Source organism: Streptomyces vietnamensis, assembly GCF_000830005.1.
GTDB lineage: Bacteria > Actinomycetota > Actinomycetes > Streptomycetales > Streptomycetaceae > Streptomyces > Streptomyces vietnamensis.
Genome location: NZ_CP010407.1, coordinates 1,304,215 through 1,319,892 on the forward strand (window position 1 = coordinate 1,304,215; position 15,678 = coordinate 1,319,892).

A 15,678-nucleotide genomic window follows, 5' to 3' on the forward strand; every position below is an offset into this window, starting at 1 on the left:
ACAGACCCTAACCGCAGGATGCCGAGGTCGGGATGTGGTCATCCACACACCTCTATCGGGGGCGTTTGTTCGGATCCTCCTTGGCCCGGGGGTGGGCGGTAAGCAAGGATCAGCGGTTATGGACCTGCTGAACACGCTGGTGGAGAAGGGGCTGCGGCGCGAGCTGCCGACCCGTGAAGAAGCGCTCGCCGTGCTGGCGACCTCCGACGACGAACTGCTCGATGTGGTGGCGGCGGCCGGCAAGGTGCGCCGTCAGTGGTTCGGGCGCCGGGTGAAGCTCAACTACCTGGTCAACCTGAAGTCCGGCCTCTGCCCCGAGGACTGCTCGTACTGCTCGCAGAGACTCGGCTCGAAGGCCGAGATCCTCAAGTACACCTGGCTGAAGCCGGACGAGGCCTCGCAGGCCGCGGCGGCGGGTGTCGCGGGCGGCGCCAAGCGGGTCTGCCTGGTGGCCAGCGGCCGCGGCCCGACGGACCGGGACGTGGAGCGCGTCGGGAAGACGATCGAGGCGATCAAGGAGCAGAACGAGGGCGTCGAGGTGTGCGCCTGCCTCGGTCTGCTCTCCGACGGCCAGGCGGAGCGGCTGCGGGAGGCCGGCGCCGACGCGTACAACCACAACCTGAACACGTCCGAGGCGACGTACGGGGACATCACCAAGACCCACACCTACGCGGACCGCGTGGACACCGTGCAGAAGGCGCACGCCGCCGGTCTGTCGGCCTGCTCGGGTCTGATCGCGGGCATGGGCGAGAGCGACGAGGACCTGGTCGACGTCGTCTACGCGCTGCGCGAGCTCGACTCCGACTCGGTTCCGGTCAACTTCCTGATCCCCTTCGAGGGCACCCCGCTCGCCAAGGAGTGGAACCTCACCCCGCAGCGCTGCCTGCGGATCCTCGCGATGGTCCGGTTCGTCTGCCCCGACGTCGAGGTGCGGATCGCCGGCGGCCGCGAGGTGCACCTGCGCTCGATGCAGCCGCTGGCGCTGAACATCGCGAACTCGATCTTCCTCGGCGACTACCTGACCAGCGAGGGCCAGGCAGGCCAGGCCGACCTGGACATGATCGCGGACGCGGGCTTCGAGGTGGAGGGCGCGGGCACGACCACCCTCCCGAAGCACCGCGCGGACGCGCTCGCGGCGGCGGGCGCGACGGGCGGCTGCGGCTCGACGGCCTCGGCGGGCTGTGGCTCGGAGGCCGCGGCCGGCTGCGGCTCGCACGCCGAGGAGGGCGCCGGCTGCGGCCCCTGCGGCGGTCACGCGGCTCCGGTGGCCGAGGAGGCTCGTGTGAACGAGGCCCGCACCGACCTGGTGGCCGTGCGCCGCCGGGGCGCCGGAACGGACCTCGCGCCGAATGCGTAACGACGAACTCCTCGCCCTGGACCGGGCCCATGTCTGGCATCCGTACGGCCCCATGCCGGGCCGTACGGACCCGCTGGTCGTCGAGTCGGCGTCCGGTGTGCGTCTCCGGCTCGCCGAACCCGTGCACGGCCAGGCCGAGTTGATCGACGGCATGTCCTCGTGGTGGTCGGCGCTGCACGGCTACAACCACCCCGTGCTCAACGAGGCGGCGCACGACCAGCTGGGCCGGATGAGCCACGTCATGTTCGGCGGGCTCACCCACGAGCCGGCCGTCCGGCTCGCCACCCGGCTGGTCGAGATCACCCCGGAACCGCTCCAGCACGTCTTCCTCAGCGACTCCGGCTCGGTCTCCGTCGAGGTCGCGGCCAAGATGTGCCTGCAGTACTGGCGCTCGGTGGGCCGGCCCGGCAAGCAGCTCCTGATGACCTGGCGCGGCGGCTACCACGGGGACACCTGGCAGCCGATGTCCCTGTGCGACCCCGAGGGCGGGATGCACGAGCTGTGGTCGGGCGTGCTCCAGCGCCAGGTCTTCGTCGACGCGCCGCCGGTCACGTACGAGGAGTCGTACGCCCGGATGCTGCGGGAGCAGATCGCTCTCCACGCGGACGAGGTCGCCGCGGTGATCGTGGAGCCGGTGGTGCAGAACGCGGGCGGGATGCGGTTCCACCCGCCCGAGTACCTGCGCGTCCTCCGCGAGGCGTGCGACGAGCACGGGGTCCTCCTGATCTTCGACGAGATCGCGACCGGCTTCGGCCGTACGGGCACGCTGTTCGGCGCCGACCAGGCCGGCGTCTCGCCCGATGTGATGTGCGTGGGCAAGGCGCTGACGGGCGGTTACCTGTCGATGGCGGCCACGCTCTGCACGACGGAGATCGCCGAGGGCATCTCGCGCGGCGAGGTTCCCGTCCTGGCGCACGGGCCGACCTTCATGGGCAATCCGCTGGCCTCGGCGGTGGCCTGCGCGTCGATCGACCTGCTGATGTCCCAGGACTGGGCGCTGGAGGTCAAGCGCATCGAGACGGGACTCCGCGAGGGGCTCGCCCCCGCCGCGGAACTCCCCGGTGTGCGCGAGGTACGGGTGCTCGGCGCCATCGGCGTCGTCCAGCTCGACCACGACGTCGACATGGCCGCGGCCACGGAGGCTGCGGTCCGGGCGGGCGTGTGGCTGCGCCCGTTCCGCGACCTGATCTACACGATGCCGCCGTACGTGACGGGCGACGAGGACCTGGCCCGCATCTGCACGGCGGTCAGGGCGGCGGCGCAGGCGGGCTGACGCCGTTGCGGCGGGGGCGCCCCCCCGTTGTGGGCAATCGTTCCGCAGGGCGGAACGGGTGGGCACAACGGAACGGCGCCTCTGCGGGCGCCTCCGCCCCCTGTACCTACGGCGCCCACGTGCTCGGCGCCCGCAAGCAAGGAAGGGACACCCCATGACCGTCATCGTCGTGACCGGCACCGGCACGGAGATCGGCAAGACCATCGTCACCGCGGCAGTCGCCGCCATCGCCACCGCCGCCGGAAAGTCCGTCGCCGTCCTGAAGCCCGCCCAGACCGGCGTCGGCCCGGACGAGCAGGGCGACGCGGACGAGGTCGTACGCCTCTCGGGCGCCGCGGCCTCCGTCGAGCTGGGCCGTTTCCCGGAGCCCCTGGCCCCCGGGACGGCCGCCCGGCGGGCCGGGCTCGCCCCGGTCGGACCCCGGGAGGTCGCGGAGGCCGCCCGGAAGCTGGCCGCCGACCATGACCTGGTGCTCGTGGAGGGGGCGGGCGGGCTGCTCGTCCGCTTCGACGAGGAGGGCGGCACGCTCGCCGACGCGGCCGCGTTGCTCGGCGCGCCGGTCCTGGTGGTGGTCCCGGCCGGTCTGGGGACGCTCAACCCGACGGCTCTGACGGCCGAGGCACTGCGGGCGCGCGGGATCGAGCAGCTCGGCGTGGTCGTCGGCAGCTGGCCGGACGCGCCGGACCTGGCGGCGCGCTGCAACCTCGCGGACCTGCCGAAGGAGGCGGGCGCCCCGCTGCTCGGGGCCGTACCGGAGGGCTCGGGGACGCTCGACCCGGCGGCGTTCCGGGCGGCGGCGGGCGGCTGGCTGGCGCCGGAGCTCGGCGGCACGTGGGACGCGGAGGCGTTCGCGGGGGCGCAGGCGCCACCGGCCTTCACACACTGACGGTCTGTGCGAGGCGCAGGCGCCACCGGTCTCCGTACGCTGACGGCGTGCGCGGGGGCGCCTGCGGCATCCGGCGCCGGACGATGCGCGCGGGGGCGCAGGCCGCCCCTGTCTCCGTACGCTGACCGTATGCGCGCACACGTTCAGGAGATCGTCTTCGACTGCGCCGCCCCGGCGGCGCTCGTCCGCTTCTGGGCCGGGCTCCTCGGCGGCGAACCCGTCGACCGGAGCGCCGACTGGTCGTACGTGGATCCGCCGGAGTTCGTACGGATCGCCTTCCAGCGGGTGCCGGAGGGCAAGGCCGTGAAGAACCGGCTCCACCTCGACGTGGAGGTGGCGGATCCGGCGCGGGCGGCCGAGGAGGTGCTGCCGCTCGGGGCGGTCACGGTCGGCGGGCTCGTCACCGACGAGCAGGGTTCCTTCCAGGTCATGCGGGACCCGGAGGGCAACGAGTTCTGCTTCGTGACGGGATGAGGCGACCGACGATGACGCACCCCGGCTCGCCTCCTCGTGTCCACCATCCTCTGTTCGCCCGTTTCTACGCCCGGTTCAGCGCCTCGGCCGACACGCGGGGCGGGCTCGGCGCGCTGCGGACGGAGCTGCTCGCCGGGCTCTCCGGCCGGGTCGTCGAGATCGGGGCGGGGAACGGCCTGAACTTCGCGCACTACCCGGCCGGGGTCACCGAGGTCGTGGCCGTCGAACCGGAGTCGCATCTGCGCCGGCTCGCCGAGGAGGCCGCGCGCCGGGCCCCCGTCCCGGTGACCGTGCTGCCGGGCACGGCCGAGGCGCTGCCGGGTCCGGACGGTTCCTTCGACGCGGCGGTGGCCTCGCTGGTGCTGTGCACCGTACGGGACGTGCCGGCGGCCCTCGCCGAGGCGCGGCGGGTCCTGCGCCCGGGCGGTGAGCTGCGGTTCTTCGAGCACGGGGCGGCGGACACGCCAGGGCTCGCGCGGGTGCAGCGGGGCCTGGACCGCACGGTCTGGCCACTGCTGTTCGGCGGGTGCCACACCTCCCGTACCCCACTCGCGGCGATCGAGGCGGCGGGCTTCGGCCTCGTCTCGTACCGCTCCTTCGACGTACCGGAGCGGGGCCCGCGGCTGCCGTCCTCCCCCTGCGTCCTGGGCACGGCCCGGCGGTAAATCCCTGGCACGGTCGCCGTGTCGCCTGATGGGATTCGGCCATGATCGATGTGAAGATTCGCGCCGCCGTGACCGACGAGGCGGAGGCCGTCCTCGCCTTCTGGCGGGAGGCCGCCGAGGGCACCTCCATCTCCGACGACGTGCACGGGGTGACCCGGCTCCTGGAGCGCGATCCGGAGGCGCTGATCCTGGCCACGCTGCCCGACGGGCGGATCGTGGGGTCCGTGATCGCCGGCTGGGACGGCTGGCGTGCCTCGCTCTACCGGCTCGCCGTGCTGCCCTCGCACCGTCGGCAGGGCATCTCGACCGCGCTCCTGCGCGCGGCGGAGGACCGTTTCGCCGCGCTCGGCGGACGTCGTGCGGACGCGATGGTCCTGGTGGCGAACGAGACGGCGCACGCCGCGTGGGGGGCCGCGGGGTACGAGCGGCAGGAGCAGTGGCGCCGGTGGGTGAAGCCGTTCCCCGCCTGAGTACGGGGTCATCATCACGCCGCTTTGCCGATCCTTTACCATGGTGTCTCATTCCGACGACCGAAAGGTGTGAGCGTCCGCCCATGGGCGAGCCTCCCAGTAGCACTGGTTCCGACCATCGACATCGAGCGATCCCTCTCCCGCTGACTGATCATGGGACGGAGGTGAACCGATGACCGAAGTGCTTCTGCTCGTGGTGGCGCTGCTGCTCGCTCTCGCGTGCGGCGCGTTCGTCGCGGCCGAGTTCTCGCTGACCACGGTCGAGCGCGGCGAGCTCGAAGCGGCCGTGGAGCGCGGCGAGCGGGGGGCGGCGGGCGCGCTCAAGGCCGTCCGCTCCCTCACCTTCCAGCTCTCCGGCGCCCAGCTGGGCATCACCGTGACCAACCTGGTCGTCGGCATGCTCTCCGAGCCCTCGATCGCCAAGCTGATCAGCGGCCCCCTGGAGGCGATGGGACTCTCGTCCTCGGCGGCCTCCTCGGTCGCCCTCGCCCTGGGCACCGCCCTGTCCACCGTCGTCCTGATGGTCGTCGGCGAGCTCGTCCCCAAGAACTGGGCGATCTCCTCGCCGCTCGCCGTCGCGAAGGTGGTGGGCACTCCGCAGCGCGTGTTCACGGCCGCCTTCAAGCCGTTCATCAGTCATCTCAACAACACGGCGAACCGGATCCTGCGTCGCCTCGGCCTGGAGCCGACCGAGGAGCTCGCCTCCGCGCGCTCCCCGCAGGAGCTGGTGGCGCTCGCCCGGCACTCCGCGAAGGAGGGCGCCCTGGAGGCGGACACGGCCGAGCTGTTCGTCCGTACCCTCAACCTGGCGGAGCTGACCGCGGAGAACGTGATGACGCCCCGCGTGCAGGTCACCGCCCTTGAGGTGCAGGCCACCGCCGAGGACGTCGCCAACGCGACCCGCGCGACCGGCCTGTCCCGCTTCCCCGTCTACCGGGGCAGCCTCGACGCGGTCGTCGGCATCGCCCACATCAAGGACGTGCTCGCGATACCGGCCGAGGAGCGGCCCCGCCGCCGGATCGGCGAGATGCTCCGCGAGCCGCTGCTCGTCCCCGAGACGCTCACCGTGGACCGGCTGCTCGACCGTCTGTCGGGCAAGCAGACGATGGCCGTCGTCATCGACGAGTACGGCGGCACGGCCGGGGTCGCGACCCTGGAGGACATCGTCGAGGAGGTCGTCGGCGAGGTGCGCGACGAGCACGACCCGCACGAGACGCCGGACCTGGCACGGGCCGGCGAGGACGCGGACGGGCGCGAGCTGTGGTCCGCCGACGGCGCCGCCCGTACGGACCAGCTGGCCACGATCGGCCTGCGGGTGCCGGACGGCCCGTACGAGACGCTCGCGGGCGTCCTCGCGACCGAGCTCGGCCGGATCCCCGCCGCGGGCGACAGCGTGGAGCTCGCCGGCTGGCGGCTCGACGTCGTCGACGCCTCCGGCCGGCGCGCCGCGCGCGTACTCCTGCACGCCCCCGCGCACCACACCGAGGACGAGTCCGGGGAGGCCGGTCGATGATCGCGGTCCAGCTGTTGATCGGTCTGCTCACGCTGGTCGTCAACGCCTTCTTCGTCGGCGCCGAGTTCGCCCTGATCTCGGTCCGCCGCAGCCAGATCGAGCCCCTGGCCGACTCCGGGAACCGGCGGGCGCGCAGCGTCATCTGGGGCCTGGAGCACGTCTCCGCGATGCTCGCGGCGGCGCAGCTCGGCATCACGCTCTGCACCCTGGTCCTCGGCATCGTCGCCGAACCGGCCATCGAGCACCTGCTCGAACCGGTCTTCGACGCGGTCGGCGTGCCGCACGGCGTGGCCGCCACGATCTCGTTCGTGATCGCGCTGGCCCTGGCGACGTATCTGCACATGCTGCTCGGCGAGATGGTGCCGAAGAACATCGCGCTGGCCGAGCCGACGCGCTCCGCGCTGCTGCTCGGGCCGCCCCTGGTGACGCTCGCGCGGACGCTGCGGCCGGTGATCTTCGCGATCAACGCCTTCGCCAACACCCTGCTCAAGCTGTTGCGGGTGGAGGTCAAGGGCGAGGTCGCGGCGACCTTCTCGGACGACGAGCTGGCCCGGATGGTCACCGACGCGGGCCACGCGGGTCTCCTGGACGACCGGGCCGCCGAGCGGCTGCACGACGCCCTCGAACTGGGCCGGCGCCCGGTGCGGGACGTCGTGATGCCGGCGGAGAAGGTGGTGTACGCGCAGGTCGGCACCACTCCCGAGGAGCTGGAGGCGCTGGCCGCGCGGACCGGGTTCTCCCGCTTCCCGGTGCTCGACGCCGAGCGCCGCATCCTGGGCTATCTGCACGTCAAGGACGCCCTGGACGCCACCCCGCGCGATCTGCCGTTCCCGGTGTCGGCGCTGCGGCCGATCGCCCGGGTCCGGGCGGCGACGCCGCTCGACGACGTCCTCACCGCGATGCGCCGCAGCCGGACGCACCTGGCGGCCGTGCTCGACGAGGACGGCAAGCCGGCCGGCCTCGTGACGATGGAGGACGTGCTGCGCGAGCTGGTGGGGCGCCCGGCGGCGCCGTGACGCCCTGAAGCGGAGGGCCCCGGGAGCGATCCCGGGGCCCTTCGGCGTGTCAGAGCGCGGTGGCGGCGAGCCAGTCGTCGAGCAGCTCCCGGTCGCCGGTGTGCGTGAAGCGCGGGTCGTCGGCGGCGTACCGGCGGTGCAGGAGGAGCAGCAGCTCGCCGGTGTCGGCCGTGACACCGGCGGTCGGCTCGGCGCCACCGGCGCCACGGCTCCGGGTGAAGCCGCCCCCGCCGAGCGTGAGGGTCCATACGGCGCCGGTGTCGCGGGCGGTGAGCCGGAGGACGGCGCCGTCGCGGCCGAGGTGGGCGAGGGGTTCGGCGATCCAGGGGACGTACGGCGCGTCGGTGAGGAAGTGGTCGATCGCGGCAGCGGCCGTGCGGGGGTCGATCGCCCCGGCGGCGCCGCCGAGGGCGAGCTCGGCGTCGGCGAGGTGGACGACCGCCTCGGCGAGCAGCAGCCGCGGGTAGTACCGGGCGTGCGGGTCCGCCCCCGGCGACCAGACCGGGAGGTCGGGGGCGGTGGTGCGCAGCGCCGTGAGCGCGCTCTCGGCACCGGCGGTCAGCCAGTCGGCGTACGCGGCGGGGTCCGTCGGCAGGTCGAGCGGGAGGTCCCGCACGCGGACGCGGACGGCGGCCCGGGTGCGTACGAGGTGCTCGGCCCAGCGGTGGACCGCACCGAGGTGCCGGGTCAGGTCGGCGAGGGTCCAGCCGGGACAGGTGGGCACCGGGGTCGCGGGATCGGCCTCGCGCACGAGGGCGGCGAAGCGCAGCACGTGCTCGGCGACGACGTCACAGGCGGCGTCCGGGGAAGCGGTCGGCGGAGTGGTCGCGGACGCCGTCGGCGAGGCGGGCCGGACGCTCTCCGGGGTGCCGAGGCGCCGGGCGCTCTCCGGAGCCGCATCGCGACCGGCGGCGTACGCGTCCTCCGTGAGCCCGAGGCCTTCGGAGACCTTCAGGAGCTCGTCCCGCCGGGGGCCCGCCGGTCCCCGCAGCGCGGCCTCGCGGAAGAGCCCGTCGAGGGTGCGGCGGTCGGCGGCACCGAGTCTGCCCAGGGTGTGCCCGGTGTTCTCCAGCCACTTCACGGCCGTGTCGGGATCGAGGTCCTCGTCCTCGGAGGTCTCGACCGCCGTCACCAGCTCCGCCAGCGCCTCGGCCAGCGTGCTCAGGAGCGCGTCGCTCATCGGGTTTCCCCTCCCGGGTTCTCCACGGCACCCCGCGCATACCGCGCGGTATGATCGCTCCGCCATGGAGATCAATGCCACGTACAACAGTCTCGTCGCCGTCGGGGACAGCTTCACCGAGGGTATGTCGGACCTGAAGCCCGACGGCTCCTACGGGGGCTGGGCGGACGTCCTCGCGGGCCGGCTCGCCGCCCGCTCCCCCGGCTTCCGCTACGCCAACCTGGCGGTGCGCGGCAAGCTCATCGGCCAGATCGTCGACGAGCAAGTCGACCTGGCCGCAGGCATGAAGGCCGATGTGGTGACCCTGGTCGGCGGGCTCAACGACACCCTGCGGCCCAAGGTCGACATGGTCCGGGTGAGGGACCTGCTCACCGAGGCAGTGGAACGCCTCACACCCTCCTGCGGGCAGCTGGTCCTGATGCGCAGCCCCGGCCGCAACGGTCCGGTCATGGAGCGCTTCCGTCCCCGGATGGAGGAGCTGTTCGCCCACATCGACACGCTCGCCGCCCGGCACGGCGCCCTGGTCGTCGACCTGTACGGGGCCCCGTCGCTCGGCGACCCCCGGCTGTGGGACGTGGACCGGCTCCATCTGACGGCCGACGGGCACCGGCGGGTCGCCGAGGCCGTGTGGCAGACGCTCGGCCTGGCGCCCGAGGAGGACTGGCGCACACCGCTGCCCCCGGGCGTACGGCCCGGCTGGGCGAGCCGCCGGATCGCGGACGCCCGCTTCGCCAGGGAGCACCTGGGCCCGTGGATCGGACGGCGCCTGACCGGCCGCTCGTCGGGCGACGGCCGCGCGCCCAAGCGACCGGAGCTGCTGCCGTACGAGCCCCCGGCTGGCGCGTAGCGGGGCGCCCACGCGCGCGCGTGACCTGGGTCTCGTAGCAAGCTCCACACCGGACCGTGGCGCTGGCCTGCAGAAACCACCAGTAAACTCTGTCCACGTGACTGCTGTGACTGCGAAGCCCCGCATCCCCAACGTTCTGGCCGGCCGCTACGCCTCCGCGGAGCTCGCCGTCCTCTGGTCCCCCGAGCAGAAGGTGAAGCTGGAGCGTCAGCTGTGGCTCGCCGTGCTGCGTGCGCAGAAGGACCTCGGGATCGAGGTTCCGGACGCCGCCCTCGCCGACTACGAGCGCGTTCTCGACCAGGTCGACCTCGGCTCCATCGCCGAGCGCGAGAAGGTCACCCGGCACGACGTGAAGGCCCGGATCGAGGAGTTCAACGCCCTCGCCGGCCACGAGCACGTCCACAAGGGCATGACCTCGCGCGACCTCACCGAGAACGTCGAGCAGCTCCAGATCCGGCTCTCCCTGGAGCTGATGCGGGACCGCACGGTCGCCGTACTCGCCCGCCTCGGCAAGCTGTCCGCCGAGTACGCGGAGCTGGTCATGGCCGGCCGCTCGCACAACGTCGCCGCCCAGGCGACCACCCTCGGCAAGCGTTTCGCGACGGCGGCGGACGAGCTGCTCGTGGCGTACGCCCGCCTGGAGGAGCTGCTCGGCCGCTACCCGCTGCGCGGCATCAAGGGCCCGGTCGGCACCGCGCAGGACATGCTGGACCTGCTCGGCGGCGACGCCGGCAAGCTCGCCGAGCTCGAGCAGCGGATCGCCGGTCACCTCGGCTTCGCGCACGCCTTCACCTCGGTCGGCCAGGTCTACCCGCGCTCGCTCGACTACGACGTGGTCACCTCGCTGGTGCAGCTGGCCGCCGCGCCCTCCTCGATCGCCAAGACGATCCGTCTGATGGCGGGCCACGAGCTGGTCACCGAGGGCTTCAAGCCCGGCCAGGTCGGCTCCTCGGCGATGCCGCACAAGATGAACACCCGTTCCTGCGAGCGCGTCAACGGCCTGATGGTCATCCTCCGCGGCTACGCCTCGATGACCGGCGAGCTGGCGGGCGACCAGTGGAACGAGGGCGACGTGTCCTGCTCCGTGGTCCGCCGGGTCGCGCTGCCGGACGCGTTCTTCGCGCTCGACGGCCTCCTGGAGACCTTCCTCACCGTGCTCGACGAGTTCGGCGCCTTCCCGGCCGTCGTCGCCCGCGAGCTCGACCGCTACCTGCCGTTCCTGGCGACCACGAAGGTCCTCATGGGCGCGGTGCGCGCCGGCGTGGGCCGCGAGGTCGCCCACGAGGCCATCAAGGAGAACGCCGTCGCCTCCGCCCTCGCCATGCGCGAGCAGGGCACCGTGCAGAACGAGCTCCTCGACAAGCTGGCCGCCGACGAGCGGATCCCGCTGGACCGGGCGCAGCTCGACGAGCTGATGGCGGACAAGCTGTCCTTCACGGGTGCCGCCGCCGACCAGGTCGCGGTCGTGGTCTCCCGTATCGAGGAGATCCTCAAGCAGCACCCGGAGGCCGCCGCCTACACCCCCGGGGCGATCCTCTGACCCGGAACCCCCGGTTCACCCAGCAGGAGCTGGAGGCCGCTCGCGACCGCGTCGTTCCCGACGTGGTCGCGAGCGGCCTTTCCGTCCTCTTCTGCGGGATCAATCCGGGGCTGATGACGGCGGCGACCGGCCACCACTTCGCCCGGCCGGGCAACCGCTTCTGGCCGGTGCTGCACCTGTCCGGCTTCACGCCGAGGCAGCTGCGCCCGGACGAGCAGGAGGAGCTCCTGACGTACGGGCTCGGGATCACGAACGTGGTGGCGCGGCCGACGGCGCGGGCCGACGAGCTGAGCCGTGAGGAGTACGAGGAGGGCGGACGCCTCCTCGTCGAGAAGGTGGAGCGGCTCGCGCCGCGCTGGCTCGCGGTCGTCGGCGTCACGGCGTACCGCACGGCCTTCAACGAGCCGAAGGCCGTGATCGGGCCGCAGGACCGGGCGATCGGTTCCACCCGGGTCTGGGTGCTGCCGAACCCGAGCGGTCTCAACGCCCACTGGACGACGGCGACGATGGCCGAGGAGTTCGCCCGGCTGCGGGCGGCGGCCGAGGCCTAGGGCCTGTCCGGCGGACCCGGCCATGATCCGCCGGACAGGTCCTGGGCAGGCGGGTCGACCTCGGTGATGACGGCGAGGAGCTGGAACGGCAGCTCCTTGTCCCACTGGGAGATGCCGAGGCCCGTCCACCGTCCGTCCACCCGCCACAGCCACAGGTGCGGGGCGTGACAGCTGAGCGTGGACCACGGCTCCGGTATCTCCTCGCCGTCGTTGACCCGCTCCAGGACGGGCCAGAGGCTCAGCTCCTCCGGCGGGCCCCAGCGGGCGGTGAGCAGGGCGGCGAGCGCGTCCCGGTCCGCCTCGTACTGCTCCAGGACGAGCAGGCTGCGGAAGCCGTCGTCCTCCCAGAAGTCCTCGCTCGTCGCGAGCTCCCCGACGTGGTAGCCGGGGCCGCTGTCGACGGGTCCGGATCGCTCCGGTCGTGTCGGGAAGGCGCGGGTGCGGAGTGAGTCGACGGTCGCCAGGTGCTGTGCCGTGGTCATGGGGACAGTGAAGCGGCCGGCACTGACAGTTGGCGTTCCGTCAGGATGCGAGGGGTGGTTCCCCGGGTCCGCCGCGGGGGCGGCACTCGCCGCGACCGGACCCATTGAGTACCATCCGCCGAAGAGGTGCACGAGCTGGGAGGACACACTGTGGGGCGGCTGACCGGCGGGGATCCGTCTCTGCTGCGGCGGATCAACTCCGCGGTGGTGCTCCATGCGCTGCGCGGTGCCGACGCGCACACGTTCACGGATCTGACCCGGATCACGGGCCTGTCGCGGCCCACGGTCGAGGGGGTCGTCGAGGGCCTCATGGAGGGCGGGCTCGTCGTCGAGTCGGCGCCCGAGGAGGGCGAGGCCCGGCGGCAGGGACGTCCGGCGCGGAGGTTCCGCTTCCGCGCGGAGGCCGGTCACCTGCTCGGCATCGAGATCGGCCCGCACCGCGTGGCCGCCCTGCTCTCCGGTCTGGACGGGCGCATCATCGGCGCCGGGTCCCGCGAGGTGTCGGAGACGGCGCCCGCGGACGAGCGCCTCGACCGGGTGCGTACGGTCGTGGCGGACGTGCTGCGCAGGGCCGGGGTCGCCCGGTCCAATCTGCGGGCCGTCGGCGTCGGCACACCCGGCATCGTGGAGGCCGACGGCACGGTACGCCTCGGCACGGCGCTGCCCGGCTGGACGGGCCTCGCGCTCGGCGATCGGCTGCGGCGCTCCTTCCGCTGCCCGGTGATCGTGGAGAACGACGCCAACGCGGCGGCGGTCGCCGAGCACTGGAAGGGTGCCGCGACCGATTCCGACGACATCGTCTTCGTCCTGGCCGGGCTGAGCCCCGGCGCCGGTTCGCTGATCGGCGGCCGGCTGCACCGCGGCTTCGGCGGGGCGGCCGGGGAGATCGGCGCCCTGCACCTGCTCGGCCGGGGCGTCACCCCCGAGCATCTGCTCTCGACCACGGACGAGCCGCTGCACCCGCTGGACGAGCAGGCGGTCACCGAGGTCTTCGCGCTGGCCCGCAAGGGCGACGCGCGCGCACAGGCGGCGGTGGAGCGGTTCATCCAGCGGCTGGTGCACGACGTGGGGGCCCTGGTCCTCGCCATCGACCCCGAACTGGTGGTCATCGGCGGCTGGGCGGCCGGGCTCGACGGGGTGCTCCCGCCGCTCCGCGAGGAGCTGGCGCGGTTCTGCCTGCGGCCGCCCCGGGTGGTGCTGTCCCTGCTCGGCGAGGCCGCGGTCGCCACGGGCGCGCTGCGGCTCGCCCTCGACCACGTCGAGGAGCAGCTCTTCGCCGTCGACGGCACGGTGACGGCCCGGCGCTAGAGCCCCCTGGGGGTACGGTGGCGGCCTGCCGCCAGAGCCCCCTGGGGATACGACGGTGACGGCCCGCCAACCAGAGCGCCCTGGGGGTACGGTGACGGCCCGCCGCGGGGAGTTGCCTTCCCTGGCGACGGGCCGGTGCCTGAGGGGCGGGGGTTCTACGAGGCCATGACCAGGTCCACCGAGTCGCCGAAGGTGAGGCGGCAGGTGTCGGCGCGGTAGGTGGCCACGGAGACGGCGGCCGGACGCCCGGCGGAGAGGTAGCGGGTCGTCACGACGAGGACGGGCGCACCCGGCAGCCTGTCGAGCTCCTTGGCGTCTTCGGCGCGGGCCGAGCCGAGCTCCACGGAGCGGTCCTGGCCGTCGAGGGCGAGGTGCTGGAGTTCACGGAGCACGGCGCGGGCGCGGGCGGGTCCGGCGGGCGCGTCGATGGCGCTGAGGCCCGGGACGGAGCCGGCCGGCACGTAGAGCAGCTCGGCGGCGACCGGCTGGCCCTGGCTGATCCGGAGGCGGCGGACGACGTGCACCTGCTCGTCGGTGCCGATCTCCAGGACGCGGGCGACGGCGGCCGGGGCCGCGTCGGCGGCGGAGCCCTGGGGCTGCCAGGCCTCGTCGGCGACGCCGGGCCAGGCGTGCCGGCCGGTGGAGACGTCGACGCCGACGCGCGGCGGGGCGACCGTGGTGCCGACGCCGCGGCGGCGCTGCAGGCGGCCTTCCAGCTCCAGCTGCTCCAGGGCCTGGCGGAGCGTGGCACGGGCGACGCCGAAGCGGGCCGCGAGCTCGCGCTCGTTGGGAAGGATCTCTCCGACGGCGAAGTCCGAGTCGAGCGCTTCGCCGATGACTGTCTTGAGGTGCTGGTACTTCGGCTCCGGTACCGATGCCAGCTGCGTGGTCCCCACCCTGATCCTCCGCAATTCGCCGTGTCCCGCGGCGTTTTTCCGCGCCCTTGTTTATTAAAGGTTCCTGCACTAACTCTGCGACCATAAGGCGAGCCACCCCCTTGGTCAAGACCAATCCTCCGCCGGACGCCCCTGAATGTGACCCTCTGCCCCAGATCGTTCACAGGACGTTCGCGCCCCCGTGAGGCCCGCGCAGCAAAGCGCCCCGCCTCCCGGGAGGGGAGGCGGGGCGGGTTCCGGTCGGGTGGCGTGATCTTCGTCAGGCGTCGGCGAGACCCCGGAGCTTGTCGGGGTTGCGGATGATGTGGACGCACTGGACGAGTCCGTCGCGCGATTCGATCTGGAAGACGGTGTCGGGCTTCCCGTCGGCGAGGACGAGCAGGGCGGGGGCGCCGTTGAGCTCCAGGAAGCGGAGCTCGTACCCGACCGAGAAGTCCCGGGCGACGGCGAAGAGGAAGCGGCCCACCTTGTCTGCACCCTCGATGATCCGCAGCGGCGCCTTGGACTTGCCGCCGCTGTCGCCGACGAGCCGCGCGTCCGGGGCGAGGAGCGCGAGGAGTTCGCCGAGGTCGCCGCCGGCGGCGGCGGACAGGAAGCGCTCGGTGAGGTCGCGGCGCTCGGCCGGGTCGACGTCGTAGCGCGGTCTGCCCTCGTCGACGTGGCGCCGGGCGCGTCCGGCGAGCTGGCGCACGGCCGCCTCGGAGCGGTCGAGGGCGGCGGCGATCTCCCCGAACGGGAAGCCGAAGGCCTCGCGCAGCACGAAGACGGCCCGCTCCAGCGGGGAGAGGGATTCGAGCACCACGAGGACCGCGAGCGAGACGGAGTCGGCGAGCAGGGCGCGCTCGGCGCTGTCGGGGGCGGCGGGGCCGAAGTCGGTGACGACGGGTTCGGGGAGCCAGGGGCCGACGTAGGACTCGCGGCGCGCCTGCGTCTGGCGGAGCCGGTCGATGGCGAGCCGGGTGGTGATCCGTACGAGGAAGGCGCGCGGCTCGCGGACGGCGGCCCGGTCCGCGGCGGTCCAGCGCAGCCAGGCCTCCTGGACGACGTCCTCGGCGTCGGCGGTGCGGCCGAGCATCCGGTAGGCGACGCCGAGGAGCATCGGGCGGTGCTCCTCGAAGAGTTCGGTGAGGGTGTCGGTCGGAACAGCGGTCGGAATGTCGGTGGGCACCCATCCATCCCAGCCCACGTCACGAGCCCTGTCCAGTTTCCGGCCCCCGTCT

Annotated in this window: 16 protein-coding genes; 12 read left to right on the plus strand and 4 right to left on the minus strand. The window is 73.4% G+C overall.

The window, feature by feature from the left end; translation table 11 throughout:
* Positions 1–118: 118 nt before the first annotated feature.
* The 8 genes from bioB to SVTN_RS05660 all read left to right on the plus strand — a co-directional run bounded on the left by bioB (position 119) and on the right by SVTN_RS05660 (position 7,654).
* Positions 119–1,357 carry a biotin synthase BioB gene (gene bioB, locus SVTN_RS05625; protein ID WP_041128057.1) on the plus strand — a complete coding sequence of 413 codons (1,239 nt, stop codon included), beginning with the start codon at positions 119–121 and terminating at the stop codon, positions 1,355–1,357.
* Positions 1,350–2,630: an adenosylmethionine--8-amino-7-oxononanoate transaminase gene (locus SVTN_RS05630; protein ID WP_041128058.1), complete on the plus strand. Its 1,281-nt coding sequence runs from the start codon at positions 1,350–1,352 to the stop codon at positions 2,628–2,630. Before bioB ends, SVTN_RS05630 begins: the two co-directional genes overlap by 8 nt.
* A gap of 154 nt (positions 2,631–2,784) precedes the next feature.
* Positions 2,785–3,516, plus strand: a complete 732-nt coding sequence (gene bioD, locus SVTN_RS05635; protein ID WP_041128059.1) for a dethiobiotin synthase — start codon at positions 2,785–2,787, stop codon at positions 3,514–3,516.
* A 129-nt stretch (positions 3,517–3,645) separates the two neighbouring features.
* Complete coding sequence (locus SVTN_RS05640) at positions 3,646–3,990, plus strand: VOC family protein (protein WP_041128060.1); 345 nt, start codon at positions 3,646–3,648, stop codon at positions 3,988–3,990.
* Between the two features lie 11 nt (positions 3,991–4,001).
* Positions 4,002–4,655 (plus strand): class I SAM-dependent methyltransferase, encoded by a 654-nt coding sequence (locus tag SVTN_RS05645; RefSeq protein ID WP_099055165.1) that lies wholly within the window; start codon positions 4,002–4,004, stop codon positions 4,653–4,655.
* A 41-nt stretch (positions 4,656–4,696) separates the two neighbouring features.
* Positions 4,697–5,125 (plus strand): GNAT family N-acetyltransferase, encoded by a 429-nt coding sequence (locus SVTN_RS05650; RefSeq protein WP_041128062.1) that lies wholly within the window; start codon positions 4,697–4,699, stop codon positions 5,123–5,125.
* Between the two features lie 172 nt (positions 5,126–5,297).
* Positions 5,298–6,638 carry a hemolysin family protein gene (locus SVTN_RS05655; protein WP_041128063.1) on the plus strand — a complete coding sequence of 447 codons (1,341 nt, stop codon included), beginning with the start codon at positions 5,298–5,300 and terminating at the stop codon, positions 6,636–6,638.
* Positions 6,635–7,654 carry a hemolysin family protein gene (locus SVTN_RS05660; RefSeq protein ID WP_041128064.1) on the plus strand — a complete coding sequence of 340 codons (1,020 nt, stop codon included), beginning with the start codon at positions 6,635–6,637 and terminating at the stop codon, positions 7,652–7,654. The genes SVTN_RS05655 and SVTN_RS05660 overlap by 4 nt, the downstream gene beginning before the upstream one ends.
* A gap of 49 nt (positions 7,655–7,703) precedes the next feature.
* Here the strand turns inward: SVTN_RS05660 and SVTN_RS41870 are convergent, their stop codons facing one another.
* Positions 7,704–8,834 carry a maleylpyruvate isomerase N-terminal domain-containing protein gene (locus SVTN_RS41870; protein WP_041128065.1) on the minus strand — a complete coding sequence of 377 codons (1,131 nt, stop codon included), beginning with the start codon at positions 8,832–8,834 and terminating at the stop codon, positions 7,704–7,706.
* A gap of 64 nt (positions 8,835–8,898) precedes the next feature.
* Here SVTN_RS41870 and SVTN_RS05670 point away from each other — a divergent pair, with 64 nt between their 5' ends.
* From SVTN_RS05670 to mug, 3 genes are all read left to right on the plus strand, one after another.
* Positions 8,899–9,681 carry an SGNH/GDSL hydrolase family protein gene (locus tag SVTN_RS05670; RefSeq protein ID WP_041128066.1) on the plus strand — a complete coding sequence of 261 codons (783 nt, stop codon included), beginning with the start codon at positions 8,899–8,901 and terminating at the stop codon, positions 9,679–9,681.
* 97 nt (positions 9,682–9,778) lie between these two features.
* Positions 9,779–11,221: an adenylosuccinate lyase gene (gene purB / locus SVTN_RS05675; RefSeq protein ID WP_041128067.1), complete on the plus strand. Its 1,443-nt coding sequence runs from the start codon at positions 9,779–9,781 to the stop codon at positions 11,219–11,221.
* A gap of 62 nt (positions 11,222–11,283) precedes the next feature.
* Positions 11,284–11,772, plus strand: coding sequence for a G/U mismatch-specific DNA glycosylase (gene mug, locus SVTN_RS05680; RefSeq protein ID WP_041128068.1), 489 nt, complete (start codon positions 11,284–11,286; stop codon positions 11,770–11,772).
* Here the strand turns inward: mug and SVTN_RS05685 are convergent.
* Entirely contained in the window at positions 11,769–12,254 is a 486-nt protein-coding gene (locus SVTN_RS05685; RefSeq protein WP_052498995.1) for a hypothetical protein, read from the minus strand. The two genes, mug and SVTN_RS05685, sit on opposite strands and share 4 nt — an antisense overlap.
* Positions 12,255–12,404: 150 nt before the next feature.
* On the opposite strand from SVTN_RS05685, the gene SVTN_RS05690 reads away from it, so the two are divergent.
* Positions 12,405–13,562 carry an ROK family transcriptional regulator gene (locus SVTN_RS05690; protein ID WP_041128069.1) on the plus strand — a complete coding sequence of 386 codons (1,158 nt, stop codon included), beginning with the start codon at positions 12,405–12,407 and terminating at the stop codon, positions 13,560–13,562.
* A 155-nt stretch (positions 13,563–13,717) separates the two neighbouring features.
* On the opposite strand, the gene SVTN_RS05695 is transcribed toward SVTN_RS05690, so the two are convergent.
* Positions 13,718–14,458 carry a GntR family transcriptional regulator gene (locus tag SVTN_RS05695; RefSeq protein ID WP_041128070.1) on the minus strand — a complete coding sequence of 247 codons (741 nt, stop codon included), beginning with the start codon at positions 14,456–14,458 and terminating at the stop codon, positions 13,718–13,720.
* Between the two features lie 259 nt (positions 14,459–14,717).
* Positions 14,718–15,626: an RNA polymerase sigma-70 factor gene (locus SVTN_RS05700; protein WP_281192300.1), complete on the minus strand. Its 909-nt coding sequence runs from the start codon at positions 15,624–15,626 to the stop codon at positions 14,718–14,720.
* Positions 15,627–15,678 lie beyond the last annotated feature (52 nt).